The sequence below is a fragment of the Trichlorobacter sp. genome (assembly GCF_030247655.1).
In the GTDB taxonomy this organism is placed as follows: domain Bacteria; phylum Desulfobacterota; class Desulfuromonadia; order Geobacterales; family Pseudopelobacteraceae; genus Trichlorobacter.
Genome location: NZ_JAOTRZ010000070.1, coordinates 1 through 13,207 on the forward strand (window position 1 = coordinate 1; position 13,207 = coordinate 13,207).

The following is a 13,207-nucleotide window of genomic DNA, read 5'->3' on the forward strand; positions in this document are numbered from 1 at the left end:
TGTAGAGCGCGCTGTTCGGTTTGTTGATGCCCTAATTGACCAGACTGAAGCAATTTTGGCTGACAATCCGAGAAGTGGAAGGACTGTGCCGGAAATAGGTAATCCTGATATTCGAGAGCTTATTTACCGAGGATATCGCATTGTCTACCGATTGAATGGTGATCGAATCGACATACTTTCCGTTTTTGAAGGGCATCGGCTATTACGACTGAATGAATTAGACGATTAATAAATGACCCCACTGCTCTTTCAGCAAGCTGGAAGCGGTAACGAATCACGACAGTGACTGGATTCTCGCACAGGGGACTTGCACCCCATAAGTTCACGCCCATGACGGGCGTACACCAGCGCCCTGACCGGCCCAATAAAGCAGGCCGGTCAGGCTTGGGACGTTTCAAGAGGAGTTGCCACATGCACTATGAACTACGCCGCAAAGATCGCGGCATGCCTGAATCCGAAGCCAGAGCGCTGTTGGAGCGGGGTGAGTACGGCGTGCTTTCCCTCTGCGGAGCTGATAATGAGCCCTATGGTGTTCCGCTCAGCTACTGCCTGCTGGACAATGCCATCTACTTTCACTGCGCCCTTGAAGGGCGCAAGCTGGCGCTACTGGCTGCCAACAACCGCGCCTCATTCTGCGTGGTGGGGTCAACAGAGGTCCTGCCGGAGAAGTTCTCTACCCGCTATGAAAGTGTGATTGTATCCGGCGTCGTAACCGAGGTGCTGGCTGAGGACAAACAGCGCGGCCTGGCAGGTCTGGTGGAAAAATATTCCAGCAGCTTCATGTCGGAAGGGCTGCACTATATTGGCGTGCAGTGGCAAGCGACCAGAGTCTTTAAGCTGAGCATTGACGCTATTAGTGGCAAGGCAAGGCGCTAGCGGGTGGGACTCTTGGCCATTACATCCACTGAAGTTGTTATTAGGCCCACAGGGATTCTTACATGAGGACATTAAAACGCATGCTTAAGCTTGTACTGATCACCGTCCTTGGGGCTATGGCACTGCTTTTTTTGTTTCAGCGCAAGCTGTTGTATCTGCCTACCCATCATACCGAGACCAACGGCCTTGCTGTATGGGGCATTGATGGCCGCTCAATCGGTTATGCCCGCAAGGTGGGCAGCCCCCAAAATGTCTGGCTGGTTACCCATGGCAATGCTGGTCAGGCAGCTGATCGTACCTATGTCCTACCCTGTTTTTCTGACGCTGATGCGGTCTTTATTATGGAATATCCCGGATACGGCAACCGCACTGGTTCTCCTAACAAGAGCTCCTTTGATGCGGCAGCAGCAGAGGCGTATCACTGGTTGAGAAAAACCTATCCCGGTATTCCTGTCTGTCTGCTCGGTGAATCAATTGGCAGTGGACCGGCAGCAAGCCTTGCACAGCAGAAGATCCCGCCGGATAAAATCGTATTAGTAGTGCCTTTTAATGACCTGGCTAGTGTCGCACAGGAACAATTCCCCCTGATTCCTGCGCGGCTTATGCTGCTTGATCGCTGGGATAATAGCGAAGCGTTGAAAGGATATGGCGGCAAGGTGGAAATCTATGGCGCTGTTAACGATCAGGTTATACCTGTTCACCATGCAAAGACGCTTGCCGACTCGTTAACCAACGCAGTGTTTCATGCCATTCCCGGAGGGCACAACGATTGGTCCCAAAGCGGAGCTGTTCAGATTCGCAACATAAATGGAGTTGAGCTTTTAACCGGAACGCGAGTACAGAGATAACTGGATTGCCAAGCAATCAAACGCCTGCAAAAGTACGGCGGCATGGTCAGGTTGCTGGGGCTGGAGCCATCCTGTTAATAGCAAATTTCATCAACTTTACTTGAATAACCTTCTTTCCTGTCCGATACGTACTACCAAGTACCGATTGTATTATTCAGGAGGAGCCATGTTCGCCACTGCTATCAGCGTCAGTCAACCTTCATCCAGCACCATTCTGTTCTCCAGCCGGTCTGCCGACCTGATGAATCGCAGGGGTGTCTCTGAAACAGAGCGTGAGGAGTTTGCCGCAATACTTGCCAGGGCTGCCACCGGTAATGCCGGCAACAATCCCAAGGCATTTCTCAACAGTCTGTCCAGCAATGACAGGGAGATTCTGCGGAAGGTCCACTGCCTTGCAGACCCGATCTCCATCAACATGCTTGATTTTGAAGGGGCCTACAACCTGCTGACCGCGCCGGGTGAAGCGCAGGATCTGGATAATGACGGATTGTTGAGCATCGGGGCCGGCAAGATGTGGCAGTATCCGCCCCCCAATGCGCCGGCTGCAGTCAAGCAAGCCTGGGAAGAGGCCACTGCCGGAATACCGGAATCTGAGAAGTGGCTTGCAATGGCCCCGTTTATGGCAGCCAGCGCCAGTGCCAATATAAAACCGGATCTGAGCGGATTCTATGAGCCGGGTGAGGCCGGATATCGCAATATCTATGCTGAGCCTAATTTTTCGTATACCCGGCAGGTGCGGGATATTTTGAGCATGATGGATCGCTTCAAAGGGCAGCATGATGCGCACTATCAGAAAAATAAGGAATTTCTGCTTTCCTTTTTGAAGGAGCTTACGGTCAACCACGCAGTCTAAGCTAATTACCCCACTGCCCTGCTGACAAATCCCGGATCAGCAGGGCCTCTTGTTCATCAATCCCCAGTGAGAGCAGAAAGGCGTGGTGGGCCTGGGGGGCGCGGCGCTCAAATTCAGCGTGCCACTGTTGCATGGCTGCTTCGTCCATGCCTGCAGCACGCAGCATCTCAATCCAGGTCTGTTTGTCGATTGAAACCGGTAATGCTCCCCCTGCCTGCAAATTCAGCATTCCGGCCAGTAACTGTTGCTGGGCCTGCAGGTTTCTGATTTCACAGCCGATCGCTTCCAACCGTTGCCGGATGACCAGTTCACTGCCAGCTTCTGCGGTTACCAGAAGGCGACGGATCGCTTCAATACCCAGCCCGGCCTGACGGTAGGAACAGATAGTGGCAAGCCGCTCTTTATCTGCAGTGGAATAGCAGCGATACCCAGCTTCACTGCGTCCCGAAGGCTGCAACAGCCCAATCCGGTCATAGTAAAGCAGGGTGCTGCGGGAGAGGCCAAACAGACGGGCCAATTGGGAAATGCGGTACATACAGGCTCCAAAAGACACGGCCCCGAAAACCGGGGCCGTGTGGTGTCTATCTGCTTGCAGTACGAATTTCTGCAATCCGCTCTGCTGGTAATCCCAGCCACTCCAGAAAGCTCTGGTGTCCAGCCGGGTTCTGCTGTTCAAACAGTCGGTGCCACTGTTGCATCGTTGCTTCGTCCAGTCCGATCTCTCTGAATCGTCCAACCCATTCTTCAACGGTTACCTTTGTTTGCATAATCTGCTCCTTGTGATGATGTGTCTGTGTCGTGGCCATGACAAGGATCAGGCTAAACTGTAAAGCAGTAGACAGGTCAAGCGGTTTGTTGCAACCTTTGAAGATTCTGATTCAGGGGTTTTTAGCCGGTTGTTCCGTCTTGGTTTCCTTCAGCATCTTCTCAAGCTCATAACCCAACATGGCCTGGGTTACTCTGTCGGTCTCCAGCAGATCGCAGGCAACGTGATGATCATCCTTGGCACAAAGCTTCTTAAGGCCTTCTTCCACACTTTCATCACCGGTTTTGCCAACGGTGTAGATCCAGTTTTCACAGCCGACCCGGACCCCTTTTTCACAGACCTTGGCATACTGCAGCGCCGCTTCTTTCCAGTTGTTGACAAGTGCGGCCATGGAGCCCAGGCGGTTGCAGCCCTGGGTATCCCCGGCCTGACAGCAGACTGCAGGGTCTTTGTCCAGGCCACAGTTGGATGAAAGCGGCTCTTCCTTGTAGATGACGGGAGCCTGGCAGAGCTGTTGAGGAGGGGTCTCCCTGCGGTAGACTTCAAAGTTGTTCCAGTCGTCCATCCCCAGCAAAATCGTGTCGCTCAAGCGGGCAAAGATAAAATCGCCCCCCTTGTCATGGCGCAGCTTGATCAGCCCATCTTCCAGCCGGGCCCGCAGCTGGCTGCCCAGTGAGACGGTTACCATACCCCGATCTTTGAAAACCATCGTTCCGCTCAGGGCTGAGACCGTACTGCGGTATTCACCACAGGGCGGGGTTGTGGCAGGAGCAAGTGTCTTTGGAAATTGCAGGTTGATCAGCTGTTTGTGGCGGGCACAGGCGTGCTCGTCAAGATTTGCTTTGCACATAGCTTCAAAGAGCCGGGCGGTCTGGCTGAACCGTTGCGCTCGCCAGAGCTGCTGGGCTGCCTTGCGGCATAGATCAGGGGTCTTGAAGCGGCTGCAGGAGTCGGCAATTTCGTCAAGCTGAGCTGCAGGTAACGGCATTTTCTCGGCATACATACCGCTAAACGGAGTATCCCGTTTATTGGCTGCCTTGTCGTACAGCTCCAGCAACGCCAGGCAGGCCTGGGGCTGCGTGCGGCACTGCCGTTGTAATACCGGTATGTTGTCACTGTTGTGCGCCTCTCCGACACAGGCGTTGCTGTCACCTGCTGCACAACATTCCTTTTCTTTGCCGTAGCTGCATTCCGGTTTTGTCAGATAGGCCAGTTTTTGAAGGGAAGGACAGCTGTTGCGCTGTTGCTGAATATAGATGGTGTCGCCCCAGCTGCTGTCAGACTTTTTCAGCTGCTTACCGTTGTCGACGAACTGGTAGTGCTGGCTGTAGCCGCTTTCAAAATTACGCAGCCAGACTGATTGCCCGGCCCGGTAGTACTGGTGTACCGCCTGCACGACCCCGTCCTTGTTGTATTCCTGAACGGTTCCATCCGGTTGAAACAACAACCGGTAACCACTCTTCTGATCAAGGTAGCTGGCGCAAGGTCCGGCTGAAGCGACCTGAACCAGACAGAGACTGATGAAAAACAGAGAGAAAAAGCGGAGCAGGATCATGGAGTGCCTTTCGCAGGGGGGATGCGTTTGGGACCTTGTACTTCTTTGGTTATGGTATAGGGGAGCAGCAGGGTGTCTGCAGCCAGGCTGAGTGGCAGGTCAAGCAGGGCGAACGGCGCGAACAACCGGAATATACCGGCTGTTTCGTCGCCCAGGGTACCAACAACAGCCAGATCAACCTGGGTGCCGATATACACCAGAGAAGATGCGTGGGGCCGATCAGCAAAGGTCTCTGAAAAGGTTGAGCAGCCACTGATCAGACACAGTACAACCGCTGCCGCGTAGAGCCGGATGTGGTGCATGGCCCTACTTTACCGGTGTGGCAGGTTGCCCCGGCTTTTTGGCAAAGGCACGTTGCAGCTCCTTTGCATCAAGATGTTTTTCAAAACCGGAGAAGTAGTTTGAAACCTCACCATTGGCCATAAGTCCCTGCATGGCCACCTGTCCCAGTACACCAAAGCTTGCTTTGAAGGTGTCTTCTCCTTCAAACTCCACCGCCTGCCTGGTTTCAGTCTTGCAACTTTGGGTAAGCAGCCGCATCACCAGTTTGCCGGTTTCCTTGTTAAGCTGCTCTCCCATTTCCGGTGTTACGCCGCTTAAGGATTTGACGTCAGGGTGGGTCGCCATGGCAGCAAAGATCCATTTGATCAGCAGAGTCTTGTCAGCCTCGCTGGTGGACCTGACTAGGCATTTGGACATTTCATCGGTAAAAGGACCGGCATGCGCGGCCGTTGCCACAGCAGTAAGGACTAAAAACAACACTACTTTTAACCTCATAGAGACCTCCCGGGATGTGTAGGACAAAATAAGCGGATGTTCAGCACCGTTTTACTCTTGTTGTGTGTGCCATGCAAGAGGCTCGGCCGTCAATGGCTTCTTGTTATCTGGATGAGGATGGCAGGGTGACGGTAAAGCGTGCGCCGCAGCCTGGGGCGCTGAACAGTTCAATGGTGCCGCCGTGGTTACGGATAATGCCCCAGGAAACCGCCAAACCCAGACCGGTGCCATTTTGCTTGGTGGTGAAGAATGGTGAAAACAACCGTTCCTGCTGCTCTGGATCAATACCGGGCCCGGTATCGGCTACCGTGATTGAGCAGGTCCCTTCGTGATCAGCCGTTGTGCTGATGGAAAGCCGCCCTTCCCCTTCCATGGCCTGCAGGCCGTTCAGGATCAGGTTGGTAAAGACCTGACGCAACTGTTCGCGATCAGCCTCCAGGTGAAGGGTGTCCTGCTGGTAGCTGCGCTCAACCGTGTAACCGGCCAGCGGCACCTGATGACCGATCTGGTCCAGGATCTCATCCAAAAGTCCTGCCAGGTCAAAGCGGCTGACCTGTTGTTTTCCCTGACGGGCAAGGGAAAGCAGGCTTGAGGTGATCCGGTTGATCCGGCCCGCCTGGGTCAGGATCTCGCTCACCTCTTCCTGGTCCTCTGCAGCAGCGGGGATAGACATCTGCAACAGCTCGGCATTGCCCCGGATAATGGCCAGCGGGTTGTTGATTTCATGGGCTACCCCGGCAGAGAGCATCCCCAGTTCAGCCAAGCGCTCATTACGTGCCAGCTCTTTCTCTGTTTCCAGCAGTTGTCTGCTCTTCTCCTCCAGCTCAATGGTCCGCTGCTGCACTTTTTGTTCAAGGGTCTGGTTAAGGGTATTGATCTCCTCTTCCCGTTGCCCAAGCCGTTTGCCCAGACTGGTGGTCAGCCCTACTGCCAGAAGGGTCAGGACCAGCAGCAACGCTGCAAAGGTCAGGTTGAGGTTGTTGCGCAAATGAATGTAAGGCCGCTCAGGCAGGCCCACATACAAAGCGCCCACCACCGTGCCATCCGGGTCACGCAGCGGTTCATAGGCGGCAAAGTAGCGTTCATGCAGTACAAAAGCTGGTGCAATCCAGCGTTCACCCTGCTGCAGCACCTGTTTTACCACCTCGGCTGAAAGTCGGGTGCCGGTGGCCCGCTGACCATTTTCATTGGTAACCGTGGTGGCGATCCTGACATCATCCAGAAAGATGGTGGCGGTTTCCCGCAAGGAACCATCCTGTTGCTGTGGTGCAATAACGCGGGTTATCCGGTCTGCCAGCTGTTCATTGTTGTTGAGCAGTTGACCGGCCAGCAAGGCACCGTGGATCTCTCCATCAGCACCTAAAATCGGCGTGGCGGCAACCAGAAACAGTCCTCGCTGTTCAGCGGTTTTGCTGGTGGGAAGCGCATGTTGTGAGGGGAGCAGCGGGACCAGCATCTGGTCTGGCAGCAGCGGGTTTTCCTGACCGGCCTGCAGGCTGGAAAACAGCATACTGCCCTGGCTGGGGCGTCCGGCAAGGGCCTCGGCCACCGGCTTGAGATGGCGCAGGGTATCACCGGAACGTTCTGGATTGGCTGCCCGGTAACGGACCTGACCATAGCGATCCACCACGGTCAGAAAGCTGAAGCTGCGGCTGCCGGACAGCAGGGCCAGCAGCCGGGTCAGTTCAGATGGCGCTGGCCCTTGCAGACTACGGGATAGCTCCGGGCTGCGGCTGATCAGCTGCAGACCTTCTGCCAGCCGGTTCAGCTCACCCTGATACAGTTCCCGAGCGGTGCCAAGGTCACTGCGGGCCTCCTCCTGAGCCTGTCCGGCCACACGGGCGTTGATCAGGTAATTGCCAGCCAGCCAGCAGACCAGCAGGGCCGCCACCAGTGGCAGCAAGGTGGTCAGCAGTAGTCGTCGGCGGATGGAGGTAGGGGTGGTGTTCATCGGTTATAGCCGCGAAAGAACGCAGAGAGCTCAAAGAAAGTCTTAAAGGATGTCATAAAGCGCCAGTTGATACAGAAGATAAGGCAAATTTACGAACTTGAAATTTAAAGCTACCAAAGTTGATCAACAGGCCATGTTCAATACGGGAAGCTTTTAGATACCCCAAAAGCTGAGCAGTATGTTCATCATTAAGTGTCTTGCAAGCCTTGAGCTCTACAATCAAGCGGTCTTCGATCAGTAGATCAGAAAAATATTCACCAATAGTGGTTCCATCTTCGTCGTAGACCTTCAAAGGATGCTGCTGCTTAACCTCAAAGCCTGCCAGGCCTAAACGATGCACCAAGGCATTCTCATAGACTTTTTCCAAATGTCCGTGACCAAGATACAGGTGAATTGCATAGGCTGTCTCTCTGACAATGTCGCATAGTTGGTTAATGCTTTTCATCTTTGCGTCCCTTGCGTTCTTTTGCGGCTATTGAGCCTGGTATTCCGCCAGCTTGCGATCAAGGGTCTTGCGGGATACCCCCAGAATTTCGGCTGTTTTGCTCTTGTGAAAGCCGGTCTGTTTGTAGACCCCCAGAATATGTTGACGCTCCAGTGCCTCCAGCGAAACCAGCGGTGTGGCTTCATCAACCCGAAGTGGGGTGCTCCTGCTGCAGACCGGTAGCAAGTCTGAGGTAAGCAGATTACCCTGGGCCAGGATCACGGCCCGCTCGATCACATTTTCAAGTTCGCGTACATTACCAGGCCAGTGGTAGCGGGTCATGCAGAGCAAGGCATCCGGGTCAATGCCATGCAGCTCCTTTTTCATCCGCGCAGCAAAGCGGCGCACAAAGTGGCGGGCCAGCGGTTCAATATCTTCAGGCCGTTCCCGCAGCGGCGGCAGGGTGAGCGAGATGACGTTCAGGCGATAGTAGAGATCTTCCCGGAAACGGCCTTCAGCAATCTCCAGTTGCAGGTCGCGGTTAGTTGCAGCCACAAAACGGACGTCAACGGTGCTTGGCTTGGTTGAGCCGATCGGCATGAACTCCTTTTCCTGAATCACCCGCAACAGCTTGGCCTGCACCGTGGGAGAGACATCACCGATCTCATCCAGAAACAGGGTGCCGCCATCCGCCTCCTCCAGCAGTCCCTTCTGATTCATGATCGCGCCGGTAAAGGCACCGCGTAGATGGCCGAAGAGCTGGCTTTCCAGTAGTGAGTCCGACAGGGCGGCACAGTTAAGCGAGACAAAAGGCCGTTCGCGACGTCCTGAGTTGGTATGTACGGTGCGGGCAATTAACTCCTTGCCGGTGCCGGATTCACCCAGAATCAGGATGTTGGCGTCGCTTGAGGCCACCTGCAGGGTCAGGTCATACACCTCCCGAAAACGGGGCGAACTAAAGACGATGGAGGTGTCTTCCCCCCGCTGCAACTCTTGCCGCAAGCGCTGGTTTTCATCAGCCAGACGATGATGCTCCAGCGCCTTGGCCAGCACCCCCAGGATCTTCTCCTTGGGAAACGGCTTCATCACATAATCATAGGCCCCCAGCCGGATGGCATGTACCGCATCATCCACCGTACCGTGGGCAGTCATCACCACCACCGGCATAGCTGGTTTCAACTGCTGCGCCTGCTTCAGGATCTCAATACCGTTGATATCCGGCAGACGCACATCCTGCAACAACAGGTCAACCGGCTCCGCTGAGGCAGCAGACAGGCGTGCCAGTAGCGCAGTACCGTTGTCAAAGGTTTCCACGGCATAGCCTTGAGTTTTAAGCAGCTTGGAGAGATAGCGCAGGATACCTTCTTCATCATCGCAGATCAGGATACGGGGCATGGCTGGTTCCTTTGGGTACAAAACCGAGGGTGTTAGACAAAATGATACAATTGCGGACAAATGTATACAGAAAAAATGTCCTGCTGTGCCGTAAACGACCAACGCCACGACAGTAACCAGCCTGATTTACAAGGTTTTAATACTTGGCACAACTTCTGCTTTCTTCGCAGCTCGATACGATTTGTATACAGGAAATCCTGCACATTTCTGCGGAGGTACGAATGAGTCAGCTAGGGCATTTTTTCGGCAACGGAGTCAGTCGCCGGGATTTTATCAAGACCTGTGTGGCAACAACGGCAGTCATGGGACTGCCTTTCAGTATGGCAGCCAAGGTGGCGGCGGCGGCTCAGGCCCCGGACCGACCGCCGGTGATCTGGCTGCATTTTCAGGAGTGTACCGGCTGTTCTGAGTCACTGCTGCGGGCCAACCACCCGGCTCCAGCCACCCTGTTGCTGGAGATGATCTCACTGGATTACCACGAGACCCTGATGGCCGGTTCCGGCCACCAGGCTGAGAAGTCGCTGCACGATTCCATGAAGGCTAACCATGGCAAATATATCCTGATCGTGGAAGGGGCGATACCCACCAAGGAGAACGGCATCTACTGCAAGGTTGGTGGCAAGACCGCTCTGGAGTCCCTGCGCAAGGCCGCCGAGGGCGCTGCTGCCATTATTTCAATCGGCACCTGTGCCAGCTACGGCGGTATTCAGGCTGCTCCGCCCAACCCCACCGGTGCTGTAGGGGTACGGGATATCATCAAAGACAAGCCGATCATCAATATCCCCGGCTGTCCACCTTCCCCCTATAACCTGCTTTCCACCGTACTGTACTACCTGACCTTTAAAAAACTGCCAGAGCTGGATCAGATGGGCCGTCCCAAGTTTGCCTATGGCCGCCGGATTCATGAGCATTGTGAGCGCAGACCACATTTTGATGCCGGTCGCTTTGCCAAGGCCTATGGTCATGAAACCCATGCCCAGGGCTACTGTCTCTACAAGCTGGGCTGCAAGGGGCCGGCCACCTATGCCAACTGCTCTGTGCAGCGCTTTAACGATGTCGGGGTCTGGCCGGTTTCAGTGGGTCATCCCTGTATCGGCTGCACCGAGCCGGACATCCTGTTCCGCACCGCCATTGCCGACAAGGTCCAGATTCATGAGCCGACGCCGTTTGACAGCTATGCGCCGGTGGATCTGAAGGAGAAGGGCAAAGGGGCCAGCCCGGTTACCACCGGTATTCTTGGTTTGGCAGCCGGTGCGGCGCTGGGGGCCGGGGCCATGATGGCCCGCAAGCTGCCGGATGCTGAACAACCTGCTGACCATGGGCAGGGAGGCGACCATGAGCCAAAAGAGTAGGCGCGAGTTTCTGAAGCTGGCAGGCTTAACCGGCGCCTCGCTGATGGCTGCGCCTGCCATGGCAGTGGCCAGCAGTGCCCCCGCCGGTCCCAATGATGAAGAGTTGGGCATGCTGTACGATGCCACCAAATGTGTTGGCTGCAAGGCCTGCATGTCAGCCTGCAAGCGGGTGAATGGAGATTATGGATCTCTCTCCTATGAGCAGGCCACGTTTGATCCTGACAAGCTCTGGGATGCCCCCCAGGATCTGACCGGCTCCACCCGTACCCTGATCAAGCTGGTCAAAGACACACCCAAGGAGTGGTCCTATGTAAAGTACTCCTGTATGCACTGCCAGAAGCCATCCTGCGTCTCGGTCTGCCCGGTGGCTGCCATGGTCAAGGACAAGATCACCGGCATTGTGGATTACAAAAAAGATGCCTGCATCGGTTGTCGCTACTGCCAGGTGGCCTGCGCCTTCAACATCCCCAAGTTCCAGTGGGAAAAGGCCATCCCCCAGATAGTGAAGTGTGACCTCTGCAAGAACACCAATCTGAAGCAGAAAGGGACCAGCGCTTGCGCCGAGGTTTGCCCCACCGGCGCCATCATGTTCAGCAAGCGCAAGGATCTGCTGGCTGAGGCAAAAAAACGGCTGGCAGAGCATCCCAAGCAGTACGTCAACCATATCTACGGTGAATATGAATTGGGTGGCACTAACCACCTCTATCTGGCAGCCATGCCGATCAAGAAGCTGGGTCTGCCGGAACTGAATCGCGAAGCCCCGGCCGAGTTCTCTGAAAAGATCCAGCACACCATTTACAAGGGCTTTATCGCTCCGATCGCCCTCTACAGCACGCTCTGCTTCATTGCGGTCAGAAACATGAAAAAGGGTAATGGCCACACTGAAGAACAGAAGAAAACCGATGATGGGGGGGATCAATGAGCCACGATGAGTATCAGATTCACAAGGCGAAGATCCTGACCCCTTCCTTCTGGGTACTGCTGACCCTGGCGGTGATCGGCTTTACCCTGATCGGTGTCCGTTTTATCTGGGGTATCGGTGCGGTCTCCAATATGAGCGATGGCTACCCCTGGGGGCTCTGGATCACCTATGACGTGGCCACCGGCACTGCCATCGCCTGCGGTGGCTATGCTGTGGCGATCCTGATCTATATCCGTAACAAGATGCACTACCACCCCTTGATCCGTTCGGCCGTGTTGACCTCGCTGTTCGGGTACGGCTTGGCCGGGTTTTCGGTCATGGTGGATGTGGGCCGCCCCTGGAACGCCTACAACTTCTTTGTGCCGTCCCAATGGCAGGCCAACTCCGCCATGTTTGAAGTGGCACTCTGCGTGATGGCCTATACCACGGTGCTGGCGATCGAGTTTCTACCGGCAGTGCTGACCCGGCTGCAGGAGACCAACTGGAGCCGGGCCCGGGACTTTCTGGAAAAGCATCATGGCCGCTTTGGTCTGGACACACCGGTGGTGCTGGAGAAGCTGGAACGGTTGGGCCAGCGTGCACTCTGGCTGCAACCCAAACTGGACAAGGTGCTGATCTTTGTGATCGTGTTGGGAATCACCCTGCCCACCATGCACCAGTCCTCGCTGGGATCACTGCTGCTGATCGCCTCCACCAAGCTGCATCCGTTGTGGCACACCGGTTTCCTGCCGTTGCTGTTCCTGATCAACTGCATGTTCATCGGGTACTCCATTGCCATCCTGGAGTCGATCATCTCCTCATTCGGCTTCAAGCGTCCCTTTGAGATCGAGCAGCTCTCTGGCCTGGCCTCGATTACCCCCTACCTGACCAGCATCTGGCTCTGCGTGGTGGTGGGGGATCTGGTCTGGCGCGGTCAGGTGGCCAATGCCCTGCGGTTTGATTTCTATTCCGCCTTCTTCCTGCTGGAGTTCGGGCTGGTGGCCACCGGCTCACTGCTGCTGTTTTCTAAAAAACGGCGTCAGTCACCCCGCTGGTTGTTCATTACCGCGGTGCTGATCGTACTGGGCGGCGCCCTGTACCGCTTCAACGTCTATCTGATCGGCTTTAATCCGGGACAGGGCTGGCGGTATTTTCCGTCTCTGGCAGAGCTGATGATTACGGTCGGGATCGTGGCGTTTGAGATCCTGGGGTATCAGGTGCTGGTCAAGCTGTTTCCGGTATTACCACGGTTGCATGGCCATGAAGTGGTGGAAAAGGCGCAATAACCGCGAAAAACAAAAAAATATTAGCCGCGAAGGATCGCAAAGAACACAAAGATTAAAGACAGGGGTTGAATCAGTAACTCATTTTATTTTGATCTGATTTTGATGGTTTTCCCAATAATGATTTTCTTTGAGTTCCTTGCGTTCTTTTGCGGCTAACAAGATAAGGAGATTAATCAGATGGCACGAATTACAATTGACCCGATTACCCGCATTGAAGGACACT

General features: G+C 54.9%; 15 protein-coding genes. 7 read left to right on the forward strand and 8 right to left on the reverse strand.

Annotated features, from left to right (window positions below; translation table 11 throughout):
• From OEL57_RS08160 to OEL57_RS08175, 4 genes are all read left to right on the forward strand, one after another.
• Positions 1–229: type II toxin-antitoxin system RelE/ParE family toxin (locus OEL57_RS08160; RefSeq protein WP_300739480.1), on the forward strand; the 229-nt coding region annotated here is incomplete at its 5' end.
• 182 nt (positions 230–411) lie between these two features.
• Positions 412–876, forward strand: coding sequence for a pyridoxamine 5'-phosphate oxidase family protein (locus tag OEL57_RS08165; RefSeq protein ID WP_300739482.1), 465 nt, complete (start codon positions 412–414; stop codon positions 874–876).
• A gap of 80 nt (positions 877–956) precedes the next feature.
• On the forward strand, positions 957–1,724 hold the full coding sequence (locus OEL57_RS08170) for an alpha/beta fold hydrolase (RefSeq protein WP_300739484.1): 768 nt from the start codon (positions 957–959) through the stop codon (positions 1,722–1,724).
• 166 nt (positions 1,725–1,890) lie between these two features.
• On the forward strand, positions 1,891–2,577 hold the full coding sequence (locus OEL57_RS08175) for a hypothetical protein (RefSeq protein WP_300739486.1): 687 nt from the start codon (positions 1,891–1,893) through the stop codon (positions 2,575–2,577).
• A 1-nt stretch (position 2,578) separates the two neighbouring features.
• Here the strand turns inward: OEL57_RS08175 and OEL57_RS08180 are convergent, their stop codons facing one another.
• From OEL57_RS08180 to OEL57_RS08215, 8 genes are all read right to left on the reverse strand, one after another.
• A complete protein-coding gene (locus tag OEL57_RS08180; protein ID WP_300739487.1) occupies positions 2,579–3,112 on the reverse strand; it encodes a MerR family transcriptional regulator in 534 nt (177 codons plus the stop codon).
• A gap of 46 nt (positions 3,113–3,158) precedes the next feature.
• Positions 3,159–3,344 carry a hypothetical protein gene (locus OEL57_RS08185; protein ID WP_300739489.1) on the reverse strand — a complete coding sequence of 62 codons (186 nt, stop codon included), beginning with the start codon at positions 3,342–3,344 and terminating at the stop codon, positions 3,159–3,161.
• Positions 3,345–3,455: 111 nt separating this feature from the next.
• Positions 3,456–4,898: a hypothetical protein gene (locus tag OEL57_RS08190; RefSeq protein WP_300739491.1), complete on the reverse strand. Its 1,443-nt coding sequence runs from the start codon at positions 4,896–4,898 to the stop codon at positions 3,456–3,458.
• The gene (locus OEL57_RS08195) at positions 4,895–5,200 is read right to left on the reverse strand and encodes a YceK/YidQ family lipoprotein (RefSeq protein WP_300739493.1); all 306 of its coding nucleotides are present in this window, start codon (positions 5,198–5,200) and stop codon (positions 4,895–4,897) included. The genes OEL57_RS08190 and OEL57_RS08195 overlap by 4 nt, the downstream gene beginning before the upstream one ends.
• 4 nt (positions 5,201–5,204) lie before the next feature.
• Entirely contained in the window at positions 5,205–5,675 is a 471-nt protein-coding gene (locus OEL57_RS08200) for a hypothetical protein (RefSeq protein WP_300739495.1), read from the reverse strand.
• 103 nt (positions 5,676–5,778) lie between these two features.
• Positions 5,779–7,626, reverse strand: a complete 1,848-nt coding sequence (locus tag OEL57_RS08205) for a cache domain-containing protein (protein WP_300739497.1) — start codon at positions 7,624–7,626, stop codon at positions 5,779–5,781.
• A 52-nt stretch (positions 7,627–7,678) separates the two neighbouring features.
• Complete coding sequence (locus tag OEL57_RS08210; RefSeq protein ID WP_300739499.1) at positions 7,679–8,071, reverse strand: GxxExxY protein; 393 nt, start codon at positions 8,069–8,071, stop codon at positions 7,679–7,681.
• Positions 8,072–8,098: 27 nt separating this feature from the next.
• Positions 8,099–9,445, reverse strand: coding sequence for a sigma-54-dependent transcriptional regulator (locus OEL57_RS08215; RefSeq protein WP_300739501.1), 1,347 nt, complete (start codon positions 9,443–9,445; stop codon positions 8,099–8,101).
• A 221-nt stretch (positions 9,446–9,666) separates the two neighbouring features.
• Between OEL57_RS08215 and OEL57_RS08220 the strand changes: the two genes are divergently transcribed.
• The 3 genes from OEL57_RS08220 to hybB are packed head-to-tail and all read left to right on the forward strand — an operon-like array spanning position 9,667 to position 12,984.
• Complete coding sequence (locus OEL57_RS08220; protein WP_300739503.1) at positions 9,667–10,797, forward strand: hydrogenase small subunit; 1,131 nt, start codon at positions 9,667–9,669, stop codon at positions 10,795–10,797.
• Positions 10,781–11,719: a hydrogenase 2 operon protein HybA gene (gene hybA / locus OEL57_RS08225; RefSeq protein ID WP_300739505.1), complete on the forward strand. Its 939-nt coding sequence runs from the start codon at positions 10,781–10,783 to the stop codon at positions 11,717–11,719. Before OEL57_RS08220 ends, hybA begins: the two co-directional genes overlap by 17 nt.
• Complete coding sequence (gene hybB, locus OEL57_RS08230; RefSeq protein ID WP_300739507.1) at positions 11,716–12,984, forward strand: Ni/Fe-hydrogenase cytochrome b subunit; 1,269 nt, start codon at positions 11,716–11,718, stop codon at positions 12,982–12,984. Before hybA ends, hybB begins: the two co-directional genes overlap by 4 nt.
• Positions 12,985–13,207: the final 223 nt, after the last annotated feature.